Genomic DNA, 25,607 nt, shown 5'->3' on the forward strand with positions numbered 1-25,607 from the left:
GCAGCCCGCCTCGATCGCGGCGAAGACGTACTTCGGCTGGAAGTGGATGTCGGCGATCACCGGGATCTGCGACTTCCTGGCGATCACGGCGAGAGCGTCCGCGTCGTCCTGCGTGGGGCACGCCACACGGACGATCTGGCAGCCGGAGGCGGTCAGCTCCGCGATCTGCTGGAGCGTCGCGCCGATGTCGGAGGTCCGCGTCGTCGTCATCGACTGCACCGACACGGGGGCGTCGCCGCCCACGGCCACCGTTCCGACCTGGATCTGCCGGCTCTTCCGGCGTTCGGCGAGCCTGGTCGGAACGGACGGCATGCCGAGAGAAATCGCAGTCATCTGCTGTGCAACCCCAAGTCGTGGATCAAGGTCCGGTCCCGTCAGCGGCCGGGCTCCGATCTTCGAGATTACGGCACCCGCTACGAGCCGAGCACATCCCGCTCTCGTAAACCCACTCAAAGGGATGCGGCCCGGCACCCACGGTGCCGGGCCGCCCTGAACGCGTGGTGTCTAGGAGATTTTCACCGGGTTGACGACGTCCGCGACCAGTACGAGGAGCGTGAAGCAGACGAAGACGCCCGCCACCACGTAGGCCACCGGCATGAGCTTCGCCACGTCGAACGGGCCCGGATCGGGCCGGCGCAGCACCTTGGCGAGGCCCCGGCGCAGCGACTCCCACAGGGCGCCGGCGATGTGTCCGCCGTCGAGCGGGAGCAGCGGGAGCATGTTGAACAGGAAGAGCGAGAGGTTGAAGCCGGCCACCAGCATCACGGCCATGGCCAGCTGCTGGGTGGGCGGGATGTCCAGGGTGAAGATCTCTCCGCCGACGCGGGCGGCGCCGACGACGCCCATCGGGGAGTCGGGTTCGCGGGGACCGTCACCGAAGGCGGCGTCCCACAGCGCCGGGATCTTGCTGGGCAGGGCGGCGAGGGAGTCGACGGCGTCGCCGATCCGGTCGCCCATCCAGGTCACGGAGGAGCCGAAGTCCTGCTTCACGATGCCGGTGGCGGCGCTGAAGCCGAGGAATCCGGCGGTGACGTACTCGCCCTGGACGTACTGGCCGCTGCCGTCCTTCTTGGCGACCTGGTTGGAGGCGATCTTCGCGTGCAGGGTGATCTGCTCGCCCCCCCGGTCGACGACGATCGGCACCTCCTTGCCGGGGTTGGCGCGGATCAGGTCGGACAGTTCGTTCCACTCGTCGGTCTTCTTGCCGGCGAAGGAGACGATCTCGTCGCCCGCCTTGAGGCCCGCGGCGGCGGCCGGGGAGGGCGCGTCGGCGTCGGTGCACTTGTCGCGCTTCTCGGTCTGGGAGATGACGCACTCGGAGACGGAGCTGACGGTGGTGGTCTGCTGGGAGATGCCGAAGCCCATCAGGACGGTGAGGAACAGCGCCACCGCGAGGATCAGGTTCATGAACGGGCCGCCGAACATGACGATGACCCGTTTCCACGGCTTACGGGTGTAGAAGAGGCGCTTCTCGTCGCCCGGCTGGAGCTCCTCGAAGGCGGCCGAGCGGGCGTCCTCGATCATGCCGCGCCACGGTGAGGTGGAGCGGGCCTCCAGACGGCCGTCGGGGCCGGGCGGGAACATGCCGATCATGCGGATGTAGCCGCCGAAGGGGATGGCCTTGATGCCGTACTCGGTCTCGCCCTTCTTGCGGGAGAAGAGCGTGGGGCCGAAGCCGACCATGTACTGCGGCACCCGGATGCCGAACAGCTTGGCCCACGAGAGGTGCCCCAGCTCGTGCCAGGCGATCGAGAAGAGCAGGCCGACCGCGAAGACGACTATGCCGAGGATGAACATCAAGGTCGTCATGCACGGGCCTCCGCCGTCTGTGCCGCCAGTTCCCGGGCCCGGGTGCGGGCCCAGGTCTCCGCTTCGAGGACGTCCGCGACGGTCAGGGAAGTTCCCGACGGCGGTGTGCCGTGCTCGTCGACCACCCGCGTGACGGTCTCCATGATGCCGAGGTAGGACAGCGCACCGGCGCGGAACGCCTCGACACACTCCTCGTTGGCGGCATTGAACACCGCCGGAGCCGTGCCCGCGAGTTCGCCGACCCGGCGGGCCAGGTTCACCGCGGGGAACGCCTCGTTGTCGAGCGGGAAGAACTCCCAGGTGGAGGCCGTGCTCCAGTCGAAGGCGGGGGCGGCGTCGGGGACGCGCTCGGGCCAGCCGAGGCCGACGGCGATGGGGCCGCGCATGTCGGGGGGTGTCGCCTGGGCGAGCGTGGAGCCGTCCGTGAACTCGACCATGGAGTGGACGTAGGACTGCGGGTGGACGACGACCTCGATGCGGTCGAAGGGGATGTCGTAGAGAAGGTGGGCCTCGATGACCTCCAGGCCCTTGTTGACCAGGGTGGCGGAGTTGATCGTGATGACCGGGCCCATGGCCCAGGTGGGGTGGGCGAGGGCGTCGTCGACGGTGACGGCGGCGAGCTGTTCCCTCGTCCGTCCGCGGAAGGGCCCGCCGGAGGCGGTGACGACGAGTTTGCGCACGTCGGCGCGGGTGCCGGCGGCGAGGGCCTGGAAGAGTGCGGCGTGCTCGGAGTCGACGGGGATGATTTGTCCGGGCTTGGCGATCGCCTTGACCAGCGGGCCGCCCACGATGAGCGACTCCTTGTTGGCGAGCGCGAGGGTGCGGCCCGCCTCCAGGGCGGCCAGGGTCGGGGCGAGTCCGATGGAGCCGGTGATGCCGTTGAGGACGGTGTGGCAGTCGGAGGCGGCGACCTGCGCCGCGGCGTCCGGTCCGGCGAGGATCTCGGGGAGCGGTTCCCCGGTGCCGTACTGGTCGCTCAGGGCTTCGCGCAGGGCGGGTACGACGTCCTCGCGGGCGACCGCGACGGTACCGGCGCGCAGCCGGTACGCCTGCTCGGCGAGGAGGGCGACCCGGCCGCCGTTGGCGGACAGGGCGGTGACCCGGAAGCGGTCCGGGTTGCGCAGAACGAGATCGATGGCCTGGGTCCCGATCGACCCGGTGGAGCCGAGGATCACCACATCCTTGGGGCCGTCTCCCGCCACCGGGTCGTAGACGAGGTGGGGATCGGCGAGGGGGGCAGGGCTGTCGCTCATGCCCCCCATTGTTGCCGCAACGGCGGCGCGGCAGGACAGCGCGTCCCCCGGGCGGGTACCTAGGTGCCCGCCCGGGGGACCAGTGGGGCACGTCTCACCTGATGGGACGGTGGACGTTCGCCTCGGTACTGGCCCCGGGAGTGGCGTCCGCGATCCACGGGCCCTCGCCCGAGGGGTCGACGACGCCGTTCTCGAGCCACGCGTAGGTGCCGGACAGGACCCCCTTGACCACGGTGCGGTCCACGTCGTCGGTGTTGGTCCACAGGCGGGTGAAGAGTTCCTCGATCCGGATGCGGGCCTGGCGGCAGAAGACGTCGGCGAGCTGGTACGCCTCGCGGCCGTTCTCGCCGCGGGTGCGGAGCAGCTCGGCGCGGACGCAGGCGGCGCTCATCGCGAAGAGTTCCGCGCCGATGTCGACGATCCGGCCGAGGAAGCCCTGTTTGGTCTCCATCCGGCCCTGCCAGCGGGACATGGCGAGGAAGGTGGAGCGGGCGAGCCTGCGGGCGGTGCGCTCGACGAAGCGCAGATGGCCCGAGAGGTCGACCTCGTGTTTGAAGTCGCGGTAGGCGGTGGGCAGTTGACCGGCTCCGGTGACGAGTTTCGGCAGCCACTTCGCGTAGAAGACGCCCGCGCTCGCGCCCGCCTTGGCCTTGTCGGCGAGGGACTTGTCCGGGTCGATCAGGTCGCCCGCGACCGAGAGGTGGGCGTCGACCGCCTCCCGGGCGATGAGCAGGTGCATGATCTCGGTGGAGCCCTCGAAGATGCGGTTGATGCGCAGGTCGCGCAGGACCTGTTCGGCGGGGACGGCGCGTTCGCCGCGCGCCGCCAGGGAGGCCGCGGTCTCGAACCCCCGGCCGCCGCGGATCTGGACCAGTTCGTCGGCCATGAGCCAGGCCATCTCGGAGCCGTAGAGCTTGGCGAGGGCGGCCTCGATGCGGATGTCGTTGCGGTCCTCGTCGGCCATCTGGGAGGAGAGGTCGAGGACGGCTTCGAGGGCGAAGGTGGTCGCGGCGATGAAGGAGATCTTCGCGCCGACCGCCTCGTGCAGCGCGACGGGCCTGCCCCACTGCTCGCGGGTGGCGGACCACTCGCGGGCGATCTTCAGACACCACTTGCCGGCGCCGACGCACATCGCGGGCAGCGAGAGCCTGCCGGTGTTGAGGGTGGTCAGGGCGATCTTGAGGCCGGCGCCCTCGGGGCCGATGCGGTGGGCGGCGGGCACCCGTACGCCGTGGAAGCGGGTGACGCCGTTCTCCAGGCCGCGCAGGCCCATGAAGGCGTTGCGGTGCTCGACGGTGATGCCCTCGGAGGCGGCCTCGACCACGAAGGCGGTGATGCCGCCGCGGTGTCCCTCGGACTTCGGGACGCGGGCCATGACGACGAGCAGGTCGGCGACGACGCCGTTGGTGGTCCAGAGCTTCACGCCGTCGAGGACGTAGTCGTCGCCGTCCGGTACGGCGGTGGTGGCGAGGCGGGCGGGGTCGGAGCCGACGTCCGGTTCGGTGAGGAGGAACGCCGAGATGTCGGTACGGGCGCAGCGGGGCAGGAACTTCTCCTTCTGCTCCTCGCTGCCGAACTGCTTGACCGGCTGCGGCACGCCGATCGACTGGTGGGCGGAGAGCAGGGCGCCGATCGCGGCGTTGGCCGAACCGACGAGGGCGAGGGCCTTGTTGTAGTAGACCTGGGTCAGGCCGAGCCCGCCGTACTTGGTGTCGATCTTCATGCCGAGGGCGCCGAGTTCCTTCAGCCCGGTGATGACCTCGTCGGGGATGCGGGCGTCGCGCTCGATGACGGCCGCGTCGATCCGGGTCTCGCAGAAGTCGCGCAGCTTGGCGAGGAACTCCTCGCCGCGGCGGCTGTCCTCGTCGGCCGGGAGCGGGTGCGGGTGGATGAGGTCGAGGCGGAAGCGGCCGAGGAAGAGTTCCTTGGCGAAGCTCGGCTTGTGCCAGTCCTGTTCCCGGGCCGCCTCCGCGACGCGGCGGGCCTCGCGTTCGGTGACTCGGGGAGGGGAGGAGGGAGTGGTGGGGGCGGACATGAGGCTCACCTCGCCGCGCATAGGGTTGGGTCCGTTACCGGTGGGTGCTACTGGATCGTATGTACCCGATCCGGTGAGGCGCCGCCAGCCTCGGTGCGGCCATTCGGTGCATGTTCGAGCGGCGTGTCGAAGCGCTTCGACGAGTCTCTGGACACCCACTGACTGTGAAGCTACTGTCGGACCACCCTCACTCCCGTCTGTTTCGCATGCGCTCGTCGAAGCGCTTCACAGAGCTTGGAGAGCTGGATGGTCACCCTCGCCGAGGTCGCCTCGCACGCCGGAGTCTCGGCGAGCACGGTGAGCTATGTCCTCAGCGGCAAGCGGTCCATCTCCACCACCACCCGGCAGCGGGTCGAGGAGAGCATCAGGACGCTGGGCTACCACCCGAACGCGGGTGCGCGGGCCCTGGCCAGCAGCCGGTCGAACATCATCGCGCTGATGATCCCGCTGCGCACCGACATGTACGTGCCGGTGATGATGGAGATCGCCATAGCGGTGGCGACCACCGCCCGCACCCACGGCTACGACGTGCTGCTGCTCACCGGCGAGGAGGGGCCCGACGCGGTGCGCCGCGTGACCGGCAGCGGGCTCGCCGACGCGATGCTGGTCATGGACGTCGAACTTGAGGACGAGCGGCTGCCGTTGCTCCGCGACACCGACCGTCCGGCCGTGCTGATCGGGCTGCCCGCCGACGCCTCGGGACTGACCTGTGTCGACCTCGACTTCGGGGCGACCGGGGCGCTCTGTGTGGAGCACCTCGCCGCGCTTGGCCACCGTGACATCGCTGTCATCGGCGAGGCCCCGGGTGTCTACGAGCGGCACACGGGGTTCGCCGAGCGCACCCTGGAGGGGCTGCGCTCCCGGGCCCGGGAGCTGGGGCTGCGGCTGCTGCACCGCCCCTTCGAGGGCGGGTACGACGCGATGGCCCTGACCCTGTCCCGGGTCTTCGACGAGCGGCCCGGCACCACCGGCTTCGTCGTGCAGAACGAGGCGGCCGTCGAACCCCTGCTCGCGCTCCTGCGCCAGCAGAGGCGGGCGGTGCCCGAGGACGTGTCGGTGGTGGCCGTCTGTCCCGAGCAGGTCGCCGTGCAGGCGTCGGTGCGGCTGACGTCCGTCGCCGTGCCGGCCCAGGAGATGGGCCGGCACGCCGTGGAGCAGCTGGTCGCCAAGCTCGCCGGGCGCGGCAGCGACGAGGTCGTGCTGCTCCCGCCGGAGCTGACGGTGCGGGCGAGTTCGGGACCGGCCCCGGAGCGGACCGGTCCCTGACCACCCGGCGGTGCGGCGGCTCAGCCGCCGCTGACCGTCAGGTTGTTGGTGACGAAGTCCAGGCCGCCGGCGGACGAGGTGATCTCGTAGCCGAACTGGACGTCGCCGATGGTCTCGTTGCCCATCCAGCCCTTGGTGTCCTTGATCCACTTGAGGATCGGGAGGATGTTGACGGTGCCGGAGCTGGAGTCCGAGGTGCGCAGGAACGAGTAGACCTCGTTGGCGCCGTTGTTCCCCTTGTAGACGTTCCAGCTGTGGCCGCCGAGGGTGACGCTGCCCTGGGAGGTGCCGAGCGGGCCGACGGCGCCGTTGTAGTTGACCCAGAGCATGATCTCGTAGTCGTAGTCGGTGTCCCAGATGTCGTACGAGGTGTTGTACGCGCCCGAGGACGGGACCGTGACGTTGTAGCTGCTGCTGAGCGAGGTCAGCGAGGTGATCGACTTGTTGATCACCTTCTTGGAGTTGGGGTAGGACTTGATGCCGCCGGTGTCGGGGTGGTTCGCCCAGACGCCCCAGTTGGTGCCGGAGTTGGCCCAGACGCACTGGCTGCCCGCGCCGGAGCCCCAGATGTTGTTGTAGAGGATGTAGCCGTTCAGCGTGGTGTTGCCCCACTGGTCGCAGGAGTTCCAGACGGCGGCCTGGGCGGGGGCGGCGGCGAGGCCGACGGTGGCGCCGAGGGCGAGCGCCGGGGCCAGCAGGGCCATGGTGATTCTGCGCGGGGTGCGTGTTGCCATGGTCGTCCCTTCCACGGGCGGGAAAATCGCGTGGCTACCGCGCCTCCAGGTGGAGGACGCGGGCCTCTCCGGCGACGAGGTCGAGCGGCTCCGCGTCGCCGGAGGGGGTCCTGAGTTCGATGTGCGTGGTGCGGTCTGGGCGGAGGACGGCGGTCGCCTCCGTCGGCGTCCAGGTCAGGTCGAGCACCGCGCCGAACCGGGTCCGTACGCCGCGCAGTTCGCCCTCGGCGAGGGCGGGCGGCGGGGCGGGGAGCAGCACCAGCCGGCCGGGGGCGGACTGCACGAGTGCCTCCAGGAGCACGGCGGGCAGGGTGTGCGCGGCGTCGGCGTTGTAGACGTCCCGGCGCGGGTAGTGCGCGCTCATGAGCGAGGCGTGGAAGTAGTCGCCGCCGAGGACGGCGCCGAGCGCGTGCGCGACCCGCTCGCCGTCGCGCAGGCGGGCCGCGACGAGGGCGTGGTGCAGGTGGCCGTGGGCCGAGTCGTTCTCGGCGCCGCGCAGTTCCAGCGCGCGGTGAGCGGCGGCGGCCAGCTCCGGGGTGTCGTACGGGGTGATCTCCTCCAGGGGCCAGACGCCGTAGAGGTGGCTGAGGTGCCGGTGGTCGTAGCTGTCCGCCAGTTCCGGTCTGGCCCACTCGGCGAGGGCGCCGTCGGCATTGATCCGGTGCGGCGGGAGGCGGTCGGCGAGGGCGCGCCAGCGGGCGGCGTGTCCGGGGTGGTAGGCGGCGGCGGTCAGCAGGGCGTGCCGGGCGGCGGAGAGGTCCATCGCGGCGTCGAGCGTGCCCCAGCTCGCGTCGGCGGGCCGGTTCTCGGGCGAGTAGGAGGGCACGACGGTGAGCCGCCCGTCCGGGCCGTCCTCGGTGAGGAAGTCCTCGTAGAAGAGGGCGGCTTCGAGGAGTGCGGCGGCGGTGCGGGGGTCGTGGGTGCCGTGTGTCTCGTCGTGGTCGACGAGCGGCTTCAGCAGCCAGTCGGCGCCGGCCGTCCACAGGTGCAGGGGGTACTCGCGGCTGAAGTGGTAGGTGCGCCCGTTCTCGCCGTCGGTGTGCGAGGGGGCGACGGCGCCGCGGGTGCCGAAGATCGTGCGGGCGTTCTCCCGCCAGTGCTCCAGCTGGCCGTGGACGAGGGCGGCGTGGGCCTCGGTGACCTCGGGGAGGGCGGCGGCCGCGGCGGAGGCGGTCTGGAGGTTGAGGTTGGCGTTGGTGGTGAACGCGCCGGACCAGGCCGTGTCCCAGTCGCCGGTCCACAGGCCGGTGAGGCGGGGCGGGAGCATCCCCGAGGCGGAGAGCTGGTGGTAGCGGCCCGCTGCGAAGAGGCGTTCCGGCAGGGCGGGGCTGCCGGTGCGGGTGAGCAGTTCGGAGCCGGGCAGGGCGCGTTCGGCGGGGTCCGCGGCGAGGTCGAGGGTGACGCGGTCGTAGGCGGTGCGGTGGTGGGCCAGGTGGCGGTCGAGCAGGTCGTCGTAAGGGTGCTCGGCCAGCAGGTCGCGCAGGACGCGGGACTCGGCGATGACGTCGTGCTCCCCCGTGTGCCGGTGCACCCGGGTGAGGAGCAGCAGCGACTCGGCCTGCTCGACGAGGAGGCCGGGCGGGACGAGCCGGGTGGTGCCGCCGGTGACGGCGGCGACGGTGACGCCGGTGTACGCGCGGTCGCTGTCGGGGTAGCGCAGGCGCAGGCTGAGGACGGCGCCCTCGGGGGTGAGGACGGCGCCGTGGCCGACGGCCGGCCCGGCGGGCGCCCCGGGCAGGCGGTGGTCCAGGGCGAGGTCGAGGGTGAGGTGCGGGGCGGTGACCCGCTGGACGATCACGTCGTCGGCGCGGGAGACGAAGACGCGGCTGGTCCAGCCGCCCGCGGTGGCCGTGGTCTCGCCGGTACGGAAGTCGACCGAGCGGCGGTAGCTCGGCTCGGCGCCGGGCGGGCGGCGCAGCCGGGTCTGGAACGCGGGATGGAAGGGCTGCACCCATTGCAGCGGGCGGCCGTCGGTGAACTCCTCGGCGGCGGTGCGGTCCCCGGCCAGCAGGCGTGTCCGCAGTTCGGGCAGGCGGGCGGCGAGCTCCGGGGGCCGCGCGTGCTCCCCGCCGTTGGGGCGGACGAGGTGGTGGTGGGTGACGATGACCCGGTCGTCGTCCGGATCGCCGAACACGAGGGCACCGTGCCGCCCGTTGCCGCTGAGGTAGGCGTCCTCCCAGCGGCTTGCGGGGGCGGGTTCCCAGGTGCCGTGGCGGGGGCCGGGGGCTTCTGTCGCCCGGTGGGTGGCGGCACCGGCCGGCGACGGGGCGGCGGTCACGGCGCCAGCACCCGTACGCCGTACCGCTCCAGGCCGGCGCGGCCGGTGAGGGTCTCCCCCGTCAGCACGTCCCGGTGGGTGCCCGGTACCTCCACGGTCACCGGGTCGCGGCCGTGGTTGAGGAGGAACAGCAGGTCTCCCCTGCGTACCGCCTCCACCGCGGGCGGTACGCGGTCCAGGACCGGCCGTACCCCCGCGTCGGCGGCGATGCCCGCGAGCAGCCCGCGCAGCGCCTCGGGCTCGGGGAGGGTGGAGACGTACCAGGCGCGGCCCTTGTTGAGGACGGCGGGCAGGCCGTCCAGTTCGCCGCCCTTGTACGGGACCGTCTCGTCGGCCGTGGAGTCGGCTTCCAGCTCCTCCGACCACAGGGTGCCCTCGAAGCCGTCGCACCCGGCCCTCTCCCCGTCGGCCAGCGGCCACCACTCGTGGACCGTGCGGATGCCGAACAGCTCGCGCAGCCGGGCGTCCATGGCGCCGGGCCGTACCCGGTCGTCCGCGTCGGCGACCCCGGTGAGGAACCCGCAGACAAGGGTGCCTCCGCCGCGGACGTAGGCGAGGAGGTTGTCGATCGCGGTGTCGGTGAGGAGGTAGAGCTGGGGGACGACCACCATCCGGTAGCGGGAGAGGCCGTGCTCGGGGTGGGCGAAGTCCGTGGTGAGGCGGGCCTCCCACAGGGCCCGGTGCCAGGCGCGCAGGACGACGGGCAGGTCGGCGTGGGCGAAGGGGCGGGCCTCCTGGGTGCCGGCCCACCACGCGTGCCAGTCGTGCAGCACGGCGACGTCGGCCGTGACCCGGGTACCGGCGACGTGCGGGGCGAGCGTCCCGAGCTCTGCGCCGAGCCGCTCGGCCTCCTGGAAGACGCGGCCGTCCGCCCCGGCGTGGCCGACCATCCCGGAGTGGAACTTCTCCGCGCCCTGCCGGGACTGCCGCCACTGGAAGAAGCAGACGGCGTCGGCGCCCCGGGCCACCGCTTGCAGCGACCACAGGCGGTTCAGTCCGCGCGGCTTGGGCCGGTCGACGGCGCGCCAGCCGACGGCGCCCGTCGCCTGTTCCATGACCATCCAGGGGCCGCCGCGCGCCTGGGACCGGGTGAGGTCCTGGACCAGGGCGCCCTCCTGCGCGCCGAGCGGGTCGCCCGGGTCGGGATAGAGGTCGACGGAGACGACGTCCTCCTCCTCGGCCCAGCGCCAGCCGTCCTGTCCGAAGAAGAGTGGCATGAAGTTGGTGGTGACCGGCAGGTGCGGGGTGTGCCGGCGGACGATGTCCCGCTCGGCGGTGAAGCATTCGAGGAGCATGTCGCTGGTGAAGCGGCGGAAGTCCAGCACCTGGGCGGGGTTCTTCAGGTAGTGGGTGCGGCGGGCCGGGAGGATCTCCGCCCAGTCGCCGTACGTCTGACTCCAGAACGCCGTTCCCCAGGCGGTGTTGAGGGCGTCGAGCGTGCCGTACCGCTCGCGCAGCCAGGCGCGGAAGCGGGCGGCGGCCTCGTCGCCGTGGTCGTAGGTGCAGTACTCGTTGTTGATGTGCCACATCGTGAGGGCGGGGTGCCCGGCGTAGCGGCCGGCGAGCGCCTCGGTGATCGCGGCGGCGTGGCGCCGGTAGACGGCGCTGGAGTGCGAGAAGTGCTGCCGCCCGCCCCAGTGCTCGGTGCGGCCGTCCTCGTCGACGGGGAGGGTGTCGGGGTGGAGGCGGCCGAGCCAGGGCGGGGGCGAGGCGGTGGGGGTGGCGAGGACGACGCCGATGCCGTGCTCGTGGAGCAGGTCCAGGACGCGGTCGAGCCAGCCGAAGTCGTACTCCCCCGGGCGGGGTTCGAGGCGGGCCCAGGAGAAGACGCCGACGGTGACGCTGTTGACGCCGGCCCGCCGCATCAGCCGTACGTCCTCGTGCCAGGTCTCCTCGGGCCACTGCTCGGGGTTGTAGTCACCGCCGTACAGGAGGCGGCCCCGGGTGACCGCGGCGAGGTCCGGGTTCATCCCTTCACCGCCCCGGTGAGCATGCCCTTCTTGAAGTGGCGCTGGACGAAGGGGGACAGCACGGCGACCGGCAGCAGCGCCATCACCATGACCGCCATCTGCACGGCCAGGCCCGACAGCTCGCCCGTCTTGATGGCCTGGCCGAGCCCGACCGGGGCCTCCTGCTTCTGCACGAGCTGGATCATGACGTTCTGCAACGGCATCATGTCCTGGTCGTTCAGGTACAGCGAGGCGTTGAACCAGGCGCTCCAGTAGCCGACGGCGTAGAACAAGGTGATCACCGCGAGGACCGCGCGGGAGAGCGGCATCACGATCTGCCACAGGATGCGGAAGTCACCGGCGCCGTCGATGCGGGCGGAGTCGATCAGTTCCTGCGCGATGCCGGTGAAGAACCCGCGCAGCACGAGGATGTTGAAGACGCTGATGGCGCTCGGCAGGATCAGCGCGAGGTAGCTGTCGGTCAGGCCCAGCGACTGCACCAGCAGGTACGTCGGGATGAGGCCGGCGCTGAAGAACATGGTGGCCAGCAGCAGCATCAGGATCCAGCGGTGGCCGAGCGAGCCGCTGCGGGAGAGCCCGTAGGCGCACAGCACGGAGACGGCCATGGAGAACAGGGTGCCGACGAGGGTGATCAGGATGCTGATGACCGCGGCGCGGGTGACCTGGCCGCCGCTGAGCAGCTCCTGGTAGGCGACGAAGGTGATCTCCTTGGGGATCATCACCAGTCCGCCGGCCTCGTCGATGGTCCTGCGTGACGACAGGCTGGTGACGATGACGATCCACAGCGGGAAGAGGATCGCGAGGCAGGCCAGGGCCAGGACCAGGCCCTTGCTCGCCACCCCGGCCGGACTGGGCTTCTCCTCCCAGGCCGGCCGGGGCGCGGCGCCCCAGCGGGACGGCTTCTCGGGCACTGGCCGGTCGATGACGGCGGTCATTTCTTGTACACCCCCTGCTCGCCCATGAGATGGGCCACCTTGTTCGCGGCGAGGACCAGGCCGATGCTGACGACGCCCTTGACGAGTCCGGCGGCCGCCGCGTAGCCGAAGTCCTGGTTGCGCACGCCGTTCCACCACACGAAGGTGTCGAGCACCTCGGCCGCGCCGGGGCCGACCATGTCGCGCTGGAGCAGGATCTGCTCGAAGCCGACGGTGAGGGCGTCGCCGACGCGCAGCACCAGGAGCAGGGCGATCACGGGGCGCAGCGCGGGCAGCGTGACGTGCCACATGCGGCGCCAGCGGCCCGCCCCGTCCATCGCGGCGGCCTCGTACAGGTCGGGGCTGACCGAGGCGAGCGCCGCGAGGAAGACGATGATGCCCCAGCCGGCGTCCTTCCAGACGCTCTGCGCGGTGATGAGCAGCGCGAAGGTGTCCGGGTCGGTCATGAAGTCCAGACCGCTGTACCCGTGCTCGCGCAGCAGCTGGGAGAAGATGCCGGCGCCGCCGAAGAGCTGCTGGAAGACGGCGACGACCAGTACCCAGGAGAAGAAGTGCGGCAGGTACAGGATGGCCTGCGATATCGCCCGGACCCGGGGCCTGATCACGCTGTTGATGAGCAGCGCGAGCAGGATCGGGATCGGGAAGAAGAGCAGGAGCTGGAGGAAGAAGAGGATCAGCGTGTTCTGGACGGCGTTCCAGAAGGCCGAGTCGGCGAAGATCCGCTCGAAGTTCTCCAGGCCCACCCAGGGGCTGTTCAGGATGGAGACGATCCCGTTGTCGCTGATGTACGGGTCGTAGTCCTGGAAGGCGACGACGTTGCCGAGGATCGGCACGTAGTTGAAGAGCAGGACCAGCAGGACGGCCGGGAGCGTCATGAGCAGCAGGACGCGGTCGCGTCTGAAGCGCAGGCGCAGGCTCAGTCTCCCGGTGGGTGCTTTCGGGGAACCGGCGGTGCCGTCGGACACCGCCGGGTTCTTCTCCGTCGTCGCGGCCTCGGTCCTGCTCCGAGGCACCGTGCTGTTCGACACGGCCGTTCTCCTTGCCTCGGTGCCGGTCAGCTCGCCGCCGAGCCGTTCTCGTCGAGCAGCTGCTTGTACCAGTCGCGGAGCTTGTCGCCGCCCTTGCTGCGCCACTCCGAGACGAACTGCTGGACGTCGCTCATCTTCTTGCGGCCGCGGACGAAGTCGTCCTCCAGCTGCTCGACGTCGTTGGAGAGGTTGGTGTAGCGGGACGGCTCGGTGATCTGCATGCCGTAGAAGGAGGACTTCTTGGTGAAGGCACCCATCCGCTGCTGCCACTCGACCTGGCCCTTGGCGACCTCGGGGAAGTCGGGGTGGGCGACGGTCGCGGCGGGGCTCGCGAGCATCACGTAGGCGTTCATCACGTCGATGTTGCCCTGGTCGGTCTTGACGGGGACGCCGTCCTTGACCGTGTAGTGGGTGCCCTCTACGCCGTAGTTGGTGGCCATGAACTCCTTGGTGCCGTACGGCGCGGCGGTGACGTTGGCCGCGGCGAGCACGTCGTGGACGACCGACTTCGACGCCTTCTTGTTGACGAAGGCCCAGATGCCGGCGGGCTGTTCGGCCCAGAGCACCGGGGCACCGCCGTCGTGGCCCCAGATGTCCATGCCCCAGATCTTGAAGTCGGGGTTCTGGGTGGCCTGCTCGCCGGTGCGGCTCCACCACTGGCTGATGTTCTGGGCGTAGACGAGGAACTCGCCCTTGGCGAACTTGGGGCCGGGGTCGGTGGCCTGGCTCTTGCCCAGTTCGGCGTCGGGGTGGACGACGCCCGCGGCGAAGAGCTTGCGGGTCCACTCCAGCGCTTCGAGGTAACCCTCGGTCTCGATGCGGTTGGTCATCTTGCCGTCGAGCACGGTCCAGCCCAGCGGCTTCTCGTTGCCGGAGAGCACGCCGTAGGTGTGGAAGGCGGTCCACTTCATGTCCAGGCACGCCCAGCGCTTGGCCTTGGCGCTGGTGGCGTCCTTCGCCCAGGCGAGGAACTCCGCGTTGGAGGTGGGGACCTCGTACCCCTCCTTCTCGAAGATGTCCTGGCGGTAGAGGGGGACGATGCCGGTGACGTTGGACTGCGGCTGCGGCAGGCCGCGGAGCTTGCCGCCGAAGAGGGAGCGCTGCCAGGCGTCGGTGGGGATGGCCGCGAGGTTCGGGTAGTCCTTGACGGCGTCGCCGGACAGGTAGGGGCCGAGGTCGGCGAACTTGGAGATGATCGCGCTGGGAATCTTGCCGTTCAGGTTCCAGCTGGGGACGACCACGACGTCGGGCACGTCGCTGGAGGCGAGGACCGCGCCGAGCTTCTGCTCGTAGGTGTTGCCGTCCTGGTTCTGCCACTTGATGTCGACGCCTATCAGCTCGTTCATCGCCTTGTAGTAGGCGTTGTCCGACTTCGGCGGGGAGCCCCAGAACGGCGACATGATCGTCACCTGGCCGCCCTTGCCGAGCGTCTTGGGCACCGAGGACTTCAGGGTCGCGAGGTCGAGCTTGCTGGTGAAGCCGACCGCGGAGCCGTTCTTCGCGGGGATGTCCGGCGTGACGACGTTGCTGGCCACGTAGGCCGGCAGCAGCTTCTTGGCGTCCTTGCCGGACGTCGTGCCGTCGCGCGAGCCACCGTCCGATCCGCCGCAGGCGGTGAGCAGCGGCATTCCTCCCGCGACCGCCGCGGCGGCGACCGCGGAGGAGGCGAGGAAGCTTCTCCGGCTGGGTGCGGAGGCGGCGTTCGGCGTCATTGCGTCAACCCTTCATGGCGCACCAGGACACCCGGCGGTGGCCGTCGGCTGTGGTGTCTAGCGGAACTCGCTGAAGCGAAGCGGTCCTCGGAGGACCGGCCGGTCACGGAGTGGTTCCCGGAATGCGGCCCGTGTCGTCGAAGCGCTTCGATGTTGCTGCGAGGTTAAGTGAACACCCCAGTGGGCACAAGAGCCGTTTCCAACATTCCTCGGAGGTCTCTTGACACTCCTTCCGGTGCAGCCGAGCATCGAAGCGCTTCGAAAGCGCATCGCCGCACATCGCAAGGGGATTCCCACGTGACCGCACCCACGCCGCCCACACCGCCTTTCCGCGACCCGAAGTCGCCGTTCGGGGAGCGCGTCGACGACCTGCTGTCGCGGCTCACGCTCGACGAGAAGATCGGATTTCTGCACCAGTTCGCACCGGCCGTCGAGCGGCTCGGCATCGCCGCCTTCCGGACCGGCCAGGAGGCGCTGCACGGGGTCGCCTGGATGGGTCCCGCGACGGTGTTCCCGCAGGCCGTAGGGCTCGGCGCCACCTGGAACGAGGACCTCGTCCAGCGGGTCGCCGGAGCCGTCTCCGCCGAGGTCCGGGCGATGCGCGCCCGCGACGAGCGGATCGGCCTCAACGTCTGGTCGCCCACCGTCAACCTGCTGCGCCACCCGCTGTGGGGCCGCAACGAGGAGGGCTACTCCGAGGACCCGAAGCTGACCTCGGCGATCGCCACCGCCTACACCCGCGGCCTGCGCGGCAGTCATCCGATCTACTGGCGTACCGCGCCGGTCCTGAAGCACTGGCTCGCGCACAACAACGAGACCGGGCGCGACGTCACGTCGTCCTCGGTACGCCCGCGCGTCCTCAACGAGTACGACCTGCGCGCTTTCCGCGAGACCGTCGAGGCGGGCGCGGTGGCCGGGGTGATGCCGGCCTACAACCTGGTCAACGGCCGCCCCAACCACGTCTCCCCCTACCTGCGCGAGCACCTGCGCGCCTGGACCGACGAGGAACTGCTCGTCTGCTCCGACGCGGGGGCCCCCTCCAACCTGGTCGACTCCGAGCACTACTTCGACACCCACGAGGAGGCGACCGCCGCCTCGCTGAAGGCCGGCGTCGACAGCTTCACCGACCACGGCACCGACTCGACGCGGATCACCGCGCGGGTGCGGGGCGCCCTGGAGCGGGGGCTGCTGAGCGAGGCCGACCTCGACACGGCGGTGCGGCGGCAGCTCTCCGTCCGCTTCCGGCTCGGCGAGTTCGACGCCTACGAGGAGCCGGGCGCGTTCGACACCGAGGAGCACCGGGCGCTCGCCCTGGAGAGCGCCGAACAGGCGGTGGTCCTGCTGAGGAACGAGGGAGTGCTGCCGCTCGCCTCCGACACCCGCGTCGCCGTCGTCGGCCTCCTCGCCGACGAGTGCAAGCTCGACTGGTACAGCGGCTCGCTGATCCACCGCTCCACCCCGCTGGAGGGGATCTACGAGCGGTTCGGCGCCGAGCGGGTGGAGTTCGCGGAGGGCGTGGACCGCGTCCGGCTGCGCACCGCGTCCGGCGCGTTCCTGCGCGTCCTGCCGGCACCCGACGCTCCCGAGGCGGCCCGCGGCGCCGAGGGCGCCCTGGACCCGGCGCTGCTCGCGGGCCGCACCGACCTGCCGCCGCTCACCACCGACGCGGAGGGCACCGAACTCGCCCTCGTCGACTGGGGCGAGGGCGTCCTCACCCTGCGCGCGCCCGACGGGCGGTACCTGTCGGTGGCCGAGGACGGGTACGTGCGCGCCTCCGCCGACCAGCCGGGGGGCTGGGTCGTGCAGGAGACGTTCCGGCTGGAACCCCACGGCGACGGTCACCTCCTCCTCCACACGGGAACGGGTCGCCCTGTCTCTGTGACCGCCGACGGCGTGAAGGTTGCCGAGATCTCCGAGTCCGGTCCTGCGGTCTTCGAGGTGGTCGTCGTCGAGCGCGGCGAGGAGGCGGTCGCGCGGGCCGCCGCCGGGGCCGACGTCGTGCTGGTGGTGGCGGGCAACGACCCGCACATCAACGGCCGCGAGACCGAGGACCGTACGACGCTGCGGCTCCCCGCCCACCAGGAGCGGCTGCTGCGCGCGGCCCGCGAGGCCAATCCGGCCACCGTGCTCGCGCTGGTCTCCGCCTACCCCTACGCGGTCGACGCCGACGTCCTCCCCGCGGTGCTGTGGACCGCGCACGGCGGGCAGGCGGCGGGCACCGCGCTCGCCCGGGTGCTCGCCGGGGACGTCTCCCCCGCCGGCCGGCTGCCGCAGACCTGGTACGCCGCCGACGCGGACCTGCCCGGCCTGCTCGACTACGACGTGATCGGCTCCCGGCAGACCTACCTGTACTTCGAGGGGACGCCGCTGTTCCCCTTCGGGCACGGCCTGTCGTACGCGTCGTTCGGCTACGCGGACCTCACCGCGCGGGCCGACGGCGACACCGTGCGGGTCTCCTTCACGGTGACCAACACCGGTGACGTCACCGCCGACGAGGTGGCCCAGCTCTATACGCGGGCCGAGGCGCCGTCCGTGCCGCGGCCGCGCCGCGAGCTGCTGGCGCACCGGCGGATCACGCTGGCGCCGGGCGCGAGCCGGGAGGTCTCCTTCGAGGTGCCCGTCTCCGCCTTCGCGTTCTGGGACGTGGCCCACGACCGGTGGCGCCTTGAGTCCGGGCCGTACGCCCTGCTGGCCGGGGCCTCCAGCGAGGACGTCCGGCTGAGCACGACGCTCACGCTGGACGGCGAGCCGGCCGCGCCCCGTCCGGCGCGGGAGCGAGGTCTCGCGGCGGCGGGCTTCGACGAGCAGAGCGGCACGGAGATCGTCGACCGGACGAAGGAGTCGGGCGACGCGGTGACCCCGGTGGCCGGCAAGTCCGGCGAACTCCTCTTCCGGGCCTGCGACCTCGGACCCGGCGTCACGGAGGTGGCGGTCACGGTGGCGGGTGAGGGCACGGTGGAGATATCCGTCGACGGCGGCCCGTCCGGCACGGCGCTGACGACCGGGGCGACCGCCTCGGGACCGTACGACTACGTGACGCTGACGGCCGCCTTCGCCGCCGGGGGCGTGCACGACGTGCGCATCGGACTGCGCGGGCCGGTCCGGCTCGCGCACGTCGGCTTCTCCGGCTGAGGGTCCGGAGGAGACCGGCACGGCAGCGGCCCGGACATCCCCGCGCGGGGGTGTCCGGGCCGCTCACCGTCGGCCGGTGTCAGAGGTCGAGGCCGGTGAGGACCAGGACCCGCTCGTAGGTGTAGTCGTCCATGGCGAACCGCACGCCCTCGCGGCCCACGCCGGACTGCTTGGCGCCGCCGTAGGGCATCTGGTCGGCGCGGTAGGAGGGCACGTCGCCGATGATCACGCCGCCGACCTCCAGGGCCCGGTGGGCGCGGAAGGCGGCCTGGACGTCGTGGGTGAAGACGCCCGCCTGAAGGCCGTACTTGGAGTCGTTGACGGCGGCGAACGCCTCGGCCTCGCCGTTCACCCTCCGCACGCTGAGGACGGGTCCGAAGACCTCCTCGCGGGCGAGGGTGGTGCCGTCCGGGAGGTCGGTCAGGACGGTCGGCGCGAACGAGGCGCCGTCGCGCTGCCCGCCGGTGGCGAGGACGGCCCCGGCCTCGACGGCCTCCCGCACCCAGGCTTCGACGCGCTTGGCCGCGTCCTCGCTGACCAGCGGGCCGACGTCGGTCTTGTCGTCGGACGGGTCGCCGGTGACCTGGGCCTCGACGGCGGCGACGATCCGCGGCAGCAGCCGGTCGTACACGGCCGCGTCGGCGATCACGCGCTGCACGGAGATGCAGGACTGGCCGCCCTGGTAGTTGGAGAAGGCCGCGATGCGCTGGGCCGCGTGGTCCAGGTCCGCCTCGCTCGCCCAGTCGGCGAGGACGACGGCCGCGCCGTTGCCGCCCAGCTCCAGGGTGCAGTGCTTGCGCGGCACCGAGTCCATGATCGCGTAGCCGACCTGCTCGGAGCCGGTGAAGGAGATGACCGGGAGCCGCTCGTCCTGGACGAGGGCGGGCATGCGGTCGTTCGGCACCGGCAGGACGCTCCAGGAGCCGGCGGGCAGCTCGGTCTCGGCGAGCAGCTCGCCGAGGACGAGGGCGGAGAGCGGGGTGGCCGGGGCCGGCTTGAGGACGATCGGGGCGCCGGCGGCGAGCGCGGGGGCGATCTTGTGGGCGCAGAGGTTGAGCGGGAAGTTGAACGGCGCGATGCCGAGCACGACGCCCTTGGGGAAGCGGCGGGTGAGGGCGAGCCGGCCCTGGCCGCCCGCGTCGGTGTCCAGGCGCTGGGCGTCGCCGCCGTTGAAGCGGCGGGCCTCCTCGGTGGCGAACCGGAAGACGGAGACCGCGCGGCCGACCTCGCCGCGGGCCCACTTCATCGGCTTGCCGTTCTCGGCTGAGATCAGCCGGGCGATCTCCTCCGTGCGCTCGGCGAGCCGCCGGGCGACGTGGTCGAGGGCGGCGGCGCGTACGTGGGCCGGGGTGGCGGCGAACTCCTCGCGCACGGCGTGGGCGGCGGCCACGGCCTCCTCGACCTGCTCCTCGCTCGGCACGCCCACCGTGCCGACGGTGCGGCCGTCCCACGGCGAGGTGACGTCGAAGGTCTCGGCACCGACGACCGGACGGCCGGCGAGCCAGAAGGCGTGGGGTGCGGTCATGTCGGGTACCGGCCCTTCCCATCGGGGGTGTGTACGGGTGCTGCGGGTTCCACCGTAGGGGCGGGGCGCCGGACGGTCGTTTGTCCGGGGTGTAGCGGTACGGGGGGTCACTGTGCCGGAATGGCCTAGGCCGGGCGGGCGGTCATGACGCCGTCGCCTTCAGGGCCAGCCACAGTTCCATCCGTACGTCCGGGTCGTCCAGGGAGCGGCCGAGGATCTCCTCGACCCGGCGCATGCGGTAGCGCAGGGTGTGGCGGTGGACGCCGAGGTCGGCCGCCGCCGCGTCCCACTGGCCGTGCCGGGAGAGCCAGGCCCGCAGCGAGGCGACCAGGTCGCCGCGGCCGGTCGCGTCGTGGTCGCGCAGGGCCCGCAGCAGCCCGTCGGCGAAGGCGCGCACCGCGTCGTCCGCGAGCAGCGGCAGCACCGAACCGGCCGCGAGCCGCTCGTGCTCCACGCAGACCCGGCCGCGCCGCCGCGCCACCGACAGCGCCTGTTCGGCCTGGGTGTACGCGGCGGACGCGCCGATCGGCCCGGACGGCGCCGACAGACCGGCGGCCCAGGCGTCGCCGTCACCGCCGGCGGCGCCGCCCGCGGCCTCCGGCACCGGACGGCCCGCCTCCAGGGCCGCCGCGTACTCCGTGCAGGCGGCCACCGCCGCGCCGCCGTCCGCGGCCAGCACCACCAGCCGCTCCCCCTGCGTCACCACCAGCACCGCCTCGCCCGCGCGGGCCGCCGCCGACTCCACGGCCTCGGCCAGGGAGGCGGGCGGCTCGCCGCCGGCCGGCACCGGCTCGGCGAGGATCATCCGGAACGGCGCGTCCAGCAGCGCGCCGTAGAGGTCGCCGGCGACGGTGCGGGCGTGGTCGGGCTCGCCGGCCAGCAGCATGCCGAGGACGGCCGCGCCGATCCGCTGCTCGGCCGCGTGCAGCGACCGGGACCGTTCGGTGGTCAGCGTCAGCAGGGCGACGGCCGAGTGCAGGGCGTACCGCTCGGCGGTGCCGAGGGCGGCGGCCGTGCCGACGGCGAGGGCCGCGCGGGCCTTGCGGGAGGTGCCGATGGAGTGCAGCTCGACGCGGTCGCCGTCGGCCGGGGAGTCCGCGCCGCCGACCACCGCGGAGGCCGGGGCGGGCCGCTCCCGCAGCCGGGTCACGTCGGCGGTGAGCCGGGCGGCCCGGCGGCCCGCCCACTCCGGGGCCGCGGCCACCACCGCGCCCGAGGCGTCGTAGAGCGCGGCCCAGCCGTCGACCTGCGCGGCGAGCACGTCCAGCAGCCCCTCGGGGCCGTCGGCCAGCGCCTTGCGGGTCAGCTCCCGCTGGGCGGCGAACCCGGCGGTCACCGCCCGGTACTGGTCGGCGGCGATCGCCGCGGAGACGGCCTTGCTGATGGCGAGAAACGGGGTGCGGCGGGGCACTTCGAGCAGGGGCAGGCCCTCCGCCTCGGCGGCGTGCAGGAGCGCGGCGGGGATGTCCTCGTAGTGGACGCCGACCGCGAAGCCCAGCCCCACGACCCCGGCGCCGGCCAGCCGCTTCACATAGCGGCGCATCGCCTCGGGGTCCTCGGCGTCCAGCTTCAGGGCGGTGATCAGCAGCAGCTCCCCGCCCTCCATGTAGGGGACGGGGTCGGCGAGTTCGCTGGCGTGCGCCCAGCGCACGGGGGCGTCGAGGCGGTCCTGGCCGGCCCGCACGGTCAGTTTCAGCGCGGAGTGGTGGACCAGCGAGGCGAGGGTCGGGGGCATGGGCCGTCAGCTCCGCGTCGGTGAGGTGCGTGGTGAGGTGCGTCCCTTGGCCGTCGCGTATGAACGGCCCGGGGCGATTGTGCCTCACTGTACGGTCGCGGGGTCCCTGGCCGGGTCCCTCACCCCCGCAGGTCCACCAGGAGGGGAGGTGTGTGTTCCCCCTTGACGGTCGTCAGGGACAGCACGGCGTGGCCGGGCGGCACGGAGTGGGCCAGCTCGGACGCCGACCACCGCTCGCGCTCGACCTGCTTCACGGTCACCGCGTCCGTGGTCACCGCCTTGCCGGTCACCAGCTTGCGCAGCGCGTGCAGCGCCCGGGTCATCGGCTGGTCGGCGAAGACCGTGTGCTTGGCGACCTCGGTGGTCTCCACCCACTCGGTGCCCCAGGCCTGCGCGAACCGGCCGCCGTCCCAGGTGGTGACCCCGGAGAAGGCCATCCGGCAGCCGACCGCGCCGTAGAGCGGGCCGTGCAGCGCCTCGGGGACGTCGGCGACGGTGCGCAGGGCGAGCAGCACGCCCGCGTTCTGTCCGCGCAGCCGCTGGACGCGCCGCACCGAGTCGGCGGTGACCGCGCCGGTGGCGTCGTCCAGGACCAGACAGGCGAAGTGGGGGTGCCGGTTCTCCCGTACGACGGAGGTGAACTGCGCCAGCACCAGGCGGGTGATCACCCGCCCGGCCTCCTCGTGGCCGCGCGCGGGCAGGTCGATCCTGACCCGCAGCGGGTGGTGGGCGACGGCGCGCAGGGAGAACGGCCGGCCGGGGCCGCCCCCGCCGAAGAAGTCCGCGAAGACCGGCCGGTTCAGCAGCGCCAGCCGGTCGGCCAGGGCGCGGCCCGGGTCGCCCGGGGCACCGGCGTGCCGCAGCCGTGTGTCGAGTTCGCGGAGCATGACGTCGTCGCCGCGGCCGGTGAGCGCCTCGCGCAGCGGGGTCAGCGCGGCCGGTTCGCCCTCCAGCAGCTCCCGCAGTTCGGGCAGGGCGGGGAAGCGGCCGTACGCCGCCCGGAACGGGCCGATCAGCTGGGCCAGCGCGGTGGCGGCGGACCGGGCGCCGGCCGGGTCGAGGTCGCCGACGAGCGCCTCGGCGAGGACGGCGGCGGCCTCGTCCGGGTCGTCGGACTCGGCGTAGGGGTCGAGGTCGTACACGGAGGCCGGGTCGCCGATCCGCACGATCACGTCGAAGGTGTCGTCGGCGCAGAGCGGGCCGCCGGGCGCGGAGACGGCGACGACGGCGCAGCGGCCGGTGAGCGCCTGGAGCGCGAGGGCCTCGGTGACCGGTTCGACGAGGCCGCGGGTCTTGCCGGAGCCGGAGGGGCCGACGGCGAGCAGCGAGGTGCCGAGCGCGTCGGGGCCGAGGGCCGCGCCGGCGTCGTGGAACGGCCGCGGGGTGCGTTCGGCGGCGCTCCAGCGGCCGAGGCGCACCTGTCCGGCGAGCAGGTCGTGGCGGGCGGTGCGGCGGGGCAGGTCGCGGGCGCCGGAGGGGTGGGCCCAGGCGGCGCCGCCCTGGCGCAGCACCGTGTCGTGGAAGGCGCGGAGCGAGGCGTCGCGCCGGGCGACGGCGAAGGCGTGCTCGACGCGGGTGCAGTCGACGTCGTTCATCCGGCCGCCGGCGACCTCGGCGGTGAGCAGCTCGGCGGCCTCGTGCTGGCCGGCGTCGCGCAGGGCGGGCCACTGGGAGCGGGGGCGCCGCGCCGTGGGGACGTCGACGGGGGCGCTCGCCCTGCGGGCGGCGAGCAGCTGTCGCGCGTACGGCAGCCAGCCGCCGAGGCGGGCGAAGGGCCACAGGACGAGGACGGTGACGACGGCGTAGAGGCCGTCGGTGTAGAGGGGGGACGCCATCAGGTCGTAGCTGCCGGAGATCAGCACGGTCAGGGAGAGCAGCGGGCCGATGACCGGGACCGGGTCCCAGCCGGCGAAGAAGAACGCGTCCGGGAAGACGAGGCTGAGGGCGACGAGGCCGCCGGCGGCGGTGATCAGGGCGCGGGCGGGCTGGGGCCTGCCGTCCGTGTAGTGGCGGGCGATGGCGGGCCAGCTGCCGAGCGCGGCCACGGCGATGACGAGGACGACGAAGAACAGGCCGTCGTAGACGTACGCGGCGTGCTGTCCCGGCAGCGCCACCCCGATTCCCTCGACGGGTTTGGGCGTGGCCTTCGTGCCGCCCCACCACCAGTCCTCGGGGGTGAACAGCCGCAGCAGCGCGTACTGCCACGGGAGCACCCCGCGCCGCCAGAAGGACCAGACCAGGAGGGCGAGGGCGAGCGGGATCAGCATGCCGACGACCGTCACCGGGGCGATCCGGGCGGTCTGCCGCACCGGCGGCCGGTACCCGTACCGCCAGATCCCGGGCCGCGCCTCGGGCCGCTCCGCGTCGAGCCAGTCGGCGACGGCCGGCCCGGACGGGGGCCGCTGCTGGGGCACGGGGGGCGTGCCCGGGGCCCGGTCCGGGCGGGGCGGTACCGGGGGCCGCGGGGGCGGCGCCGTGGGCGGCACCGGTTCCGCGTGTGTGCCCCACCCGTTCCGCGTGCCGTCGCCGTCCATCGCCCTTCCCCCTGACCAGCCGTTCCGTCCGCCATCGCGAGTCAATCTAACGCCCTCGCAAGGGCAGTTCACCGCTTACGCGGCCGGGGGCGCGTCACCGGCCCCGCCGCCGCCTTAGTCCACCGCGGACAATCCGTCCGGCGGACAACGCCCACATGGAGCATGCCCAGCCCGGTCCGCCGCACCTAGCCTGCGGGAAAAGAACGCAAGCGTCCCGGAAAACCACGTACGCGTCCGTCCAGAACCCCAGGAGCCCCGCATGACCGCACTGCCGCAGGAGCGCCGCCTCGTCACCGCCGTACCCGGCCCCAAGTCGCAGGAGCTTCAGGCCCGCCGCACCGCCGCGGTCGCGCAGGGCGTGGGTTCCGTCCTCCCGGTCTTCGCCGCGCGCGCGGACGGCGGCATCCTGGAGGACGTCGACGGCAACCGGCTGATCGACTTCGGCTCGGGGATCGCCGTCACCTCCGTCGGCGCCGCCGCCGAGGCCGTCGTCCGCCGCGCGACCGCGCAGCTCGCCGACTTCACCCACACCTGTTTCATGGTCACCCCCTACGAGGGGTACGTGGCCGTCGCCGAGGCGCTGGCGGAGCTGACACCGGGCGACCACGCCAAGAAGTCGGCGCTCTTCAACAGCGGCGCGGAGGCCGTCGAGAACGCCGTCAAGATCGCGCGGGCGTACACCAAGCGGCAGGCGGTCGTCGTCTTCGACCACGGCTACCACGGCCGGACCAACCTCACCATGGCGCTGACCGCGAAGAACATGCCGTACAAGCACGGCTTCGGCCCGTTCGCGCCCGAGGTGTACCGGGTGCCGGTCGCCTACGGCTACCGCTGGCCGACCGGTCCCGAGAACGCCGGTCCGGAGGCCGCCGCGCAGGCCATCGACCAGATCACCAAGCAGGTCGGGCCGGAGAACGTGGCCGCGGTCATCATCGAGCCGGTGCTCGGCGAGGGCGGCTTCATCGAGCCGGCGAAGGGCTTCCTGCCGGCGCTGCGGAAGTTCGCCTCGGACCACGGCATCGTCTTCGTCGCGGACGAGATCCAGTCCGGGTTCTGCCGCACCGGCCAGTGGTTCGCCTGCGAGGACGAGGGGATCGTCCCGGACCTGATCACCACGGCCAAGGGCATCGCGGGCGGGCTGCCGCTGGCCGCCGTCACCGGGCGCGCCGAGATCATGGACGCCGCGCACTCCGGCGGCCTGGGCGGCACCTACGGCGGCAACCCGGTGGCCTGCGCCGCGGCGCTCGGCGCGATCGAGACGATGAAGGAGCTGGACCTGGCCACGCGGGCCAAGGAGATCGAGGCGGTCATGAAGGGCCGTCTGACCGCCATGGCGGAGAAGTTCGACGTGATCGGCGACGTCCGGGGCCGCGGCGCGATGATCGCCGTCGAGCTGGTGAAGGACCGCGCGACCAAGGAGCCCGCGGCGGAGGCGACCGCCGCGCTCGCCAAGGCCTGCCACGCCGCCGGGCTGCTCGTGCTCACCTGCGGCACCTACGGCAACGTGCTGCGCTTCCTGCCTCCGCTGGTCATCGGCGAGGACCTGCTCGAAGAGGGTCTCGACATCATCGAACAGGCACTCGGGAACCTCTGAACGGCTCCTTCCTCCCGCGCATCCGAGCCGTCCGCCGCTCGGCTGGTTCCGCGAGCGGCAGAGCGTG

At 72.5% G+C, this 25,607-nt stretch carries 16 protein-coding genes; 3 read left to right on the forward strand and 13 right to left on the reverse strand.

Annotation, left to right across the window (positions count from 1 at the left end; all coding sequences use genetic code 11):
• From UW392_RS02720 to UW392_RS02735, 4 genes are all read right to left on the reverse strand, one after another.
• On the reverse strand, positions 1-333 hold a 333-nt coding region (locus UW392_RS02720; protein ID WP_320773206.1), incomplete at its 3' end, for a flavodoxin-dependent (E)-4-hydroxy-3-methylbut-2-enyl-diphosphate synthase.
• A 171-nt stretch (positions 334-504) separates the two neighbouring features.
• A complete protein-coding gene (locus UW392_RS02725; RefSeq protein WP_320773230.1) occupies positions 505-1,797 on the reverse strand; it encodes a site-2 protease family protein in 1,293 nt (430 codons plus the stop codon).
• Positions 1,798-1,805: 8 nt separating this feature from the next.
• On the reverse strand, positions 1,806-3,062 hold the full coding sequence (gene dxr, locus UW392_RS02730) for a 1-deoxy-D-xylulose-5-phosphate reductoisomerase (RefSeq protein ID WP_320773207.1): 1,257 nt from the start codon (positions 3,060-3,062) through the stop codon (positions 1,806-1,808).
• 94 nt (positions 3,063-3,156) lie between these two features.
• Complete coding sequence (locus tag UW392_RS02735) at positions 3,157-5,097, reverse strand: acyl-CoA dehydrogenase family protein (RefSeq protein ID WP_320773208.1); 1,941 nt, start codon at positions 5,095-5,097, stop codon at positions 3,157-3,159.
• 246 nt (positions 5,098-5,343) lie between these two features.
• Here UW392_RS02735 and UW392_RS02740 point away from each other — a divergent pair, with 246 nt between their 5' ends.
• Positions 5,344-6,363 carry a LacI family DNA-binding transcriptional regulator gene (locus UW392_RS02740; RefSeq protein ID WP_320773209.1) on the forward strand — a complete coding sequence of 340 codons (1,020 nt, stop codon included), beginning with the start codon at positions 5,344-5,346 and terminating at the stop codon, positions 6,361-6,363.
• Between the two features lie 20 nt (positions 6,364-6,383).
• On the opposite strand, the gene UW392_RS02745 is transcribed toward UW392_RS02740, so the two are convergent.
• The 6 genes from UW392_RS02745 to UW392_RS02770 are packed head-to-tail and all read right to left on the reverse strand — an operon-like array spanning position 6,384 to position 15,020.
• Positions 6,384-7,097: a GH12 family glycosyl hydrolase domain-containing protein gene (locus tag UW392_RS02745; protein WP_320773210.1), complete on the reverse strand. Its 714-nt coding sequence runs from the start codon at positions 7,095-7,097 to the stop codon at positions 6,384-6,386.
• Between the two features lie 34 nt (positions 7,098-7,131).
• Positions 7,132-9,375, reverse strand: a complete 2,244-nt coding sequence (locus UW392_RS02750) for a glycosyl hydrolase family 95 catalytic domain-containing protein (protein ID WP_320773211.1) — start codon at positions 9,373-9,375, stop codon at positions 7,132-7,134.
• Positions 9,372-11,345 carry a beta-galactosidase gene (locus UW392_RS02755; RefSeq protein WP_320773212.1) on the reverse strand — a complete coding sequence of 658 codons (1,974 nt, stop codon included), beginning with the start codon at positions 11,343-11,345 and terminating at the stop codon, positions 9,372-9,374. The genes UW392_RS02750 and UW392_RS02755 overlap by 4 nt, the downstream gene beginning before the upstream one ends.
• Positions 11,342-12,280 carry a carbohydrate ABC transporter permease gene (locus UW392_RS02760; protein WP_320773213.1) on the reverse strand — a complete coding sequence of 313 codons (939 nt, stop codon included), beginning with the start codon at positions 12,278-12,280 and terminating at the stop codon, positions 11,342-11,344. The genes UW392_RS02755 and UW392_RS02760 overlap by 4 nt, the downstream gene beginning before the upstream one ends.
• Entirely contained in the window at positions 12,277-13,308 is a 1,032-nt protein-coding gene (locus UW392_RS02765; RefSeq protein WP_320773214.1) for an ABC transporter permease, read from the reverse strand. Before UW392_RS02765 ends, UW392_RS02760 begins: the two co-directional genes overlap by 4 nt.
• Positions 13,309-13,334: 26 nt before the next feature.
• Complete coding sequence (locus tag UW392_RS02770) at positions 13,335-15,020, reverse strand: extracellular solute-binding protein (protein ID WP_320773215.1); 1,686 nt, start codon at positions 15,018-15,020, stop codon at positions 13,335-13,337.
• A 297-nt stretch (positions 15,021-15,317) separates the two neighbouring features.
• On the opposite strand from UW392_RS02770, the gene UW392_RS02775 reads away from it, so the two are divergent.
• Complete coding sequence (locus UW392_RS02775; RefSeq protein ID WP_320773216.1) at positions 15,318-18,152, forward strand: glycoside hydrolase family 3 C-terminal domain-containing protein; 2,835 nt, start codon at positions 15,318-15,320, stop codon at positions 18,150-18,152.
• Between the two features lie 79 nt (positions 18,153-18,231).
• Here the strand turns inward: UW392_RS02775 and UW392_RS02780 are convergent, their stop codons facing one another.
• From UW392_RS02780 to UW392_RS02790, 3 genes are all read right to left on the reverse strand, one after another.
• Positions 18,232-19,677 (reverse strand): aldehyde dehydrogenase family protein, encoded by a 1,446-nt coding sequence (locus UW392_RS02780; RefSeq protein ID WP_320773217.1) that lies wholly within the window; start codon positions 19,675-19,677, stop codon positions 18,232-18,234.
• 142 nt (positions 19,678-19,819) lie between these two features.
• The gene (locus tag UW392_RS02785; RefSeq protein ID WP_320773218.1) at positions 19,820-21,412 is read right to left on the reverse strand and encodes a PucR family transcriptional regulator; all 1,593 of its coding nucleotides are present in this window, start codon (positions 21,410-21,412) and stop codon (positions 19,820-19,822) included.
• A 119-nt stretch (positions 21,413-21,531) separates the two neighbouring features.
• The gene (locus tag UW392_RS02790; protein ID WP_320773219.1) at positions 21,532-23,946 is read right to left on the reverse strand and encodes an ATP/GTP-binding protein; all 2,415 of its coding nucleotides are present in this window, start codon (positions 23,944-23,946) and stop codon (positions 21,532-21,534) included.
• 259 nt (positions 23,947-24,205) lie between these two features.
• Between UW392_RS02790 and gabT the strand changes: the two genes are divergently transcribed.
• Entirely contained in the window at positions 24,206-25,540 is a 1,335-nt protein-coding gene (gene gabT, locus UW392_RS02795) for a 4-aminobutyrate--2-oxoglutarate transaminase (protein ID WP_320773220.1), read from the forward strand.
• Positions 25,541-25,607: the final 67 nt, after the last annotated feature.

The sequence above is a fragment of the Streptomyces sp. CRN 30 genome, assembly GCF_034105845.1.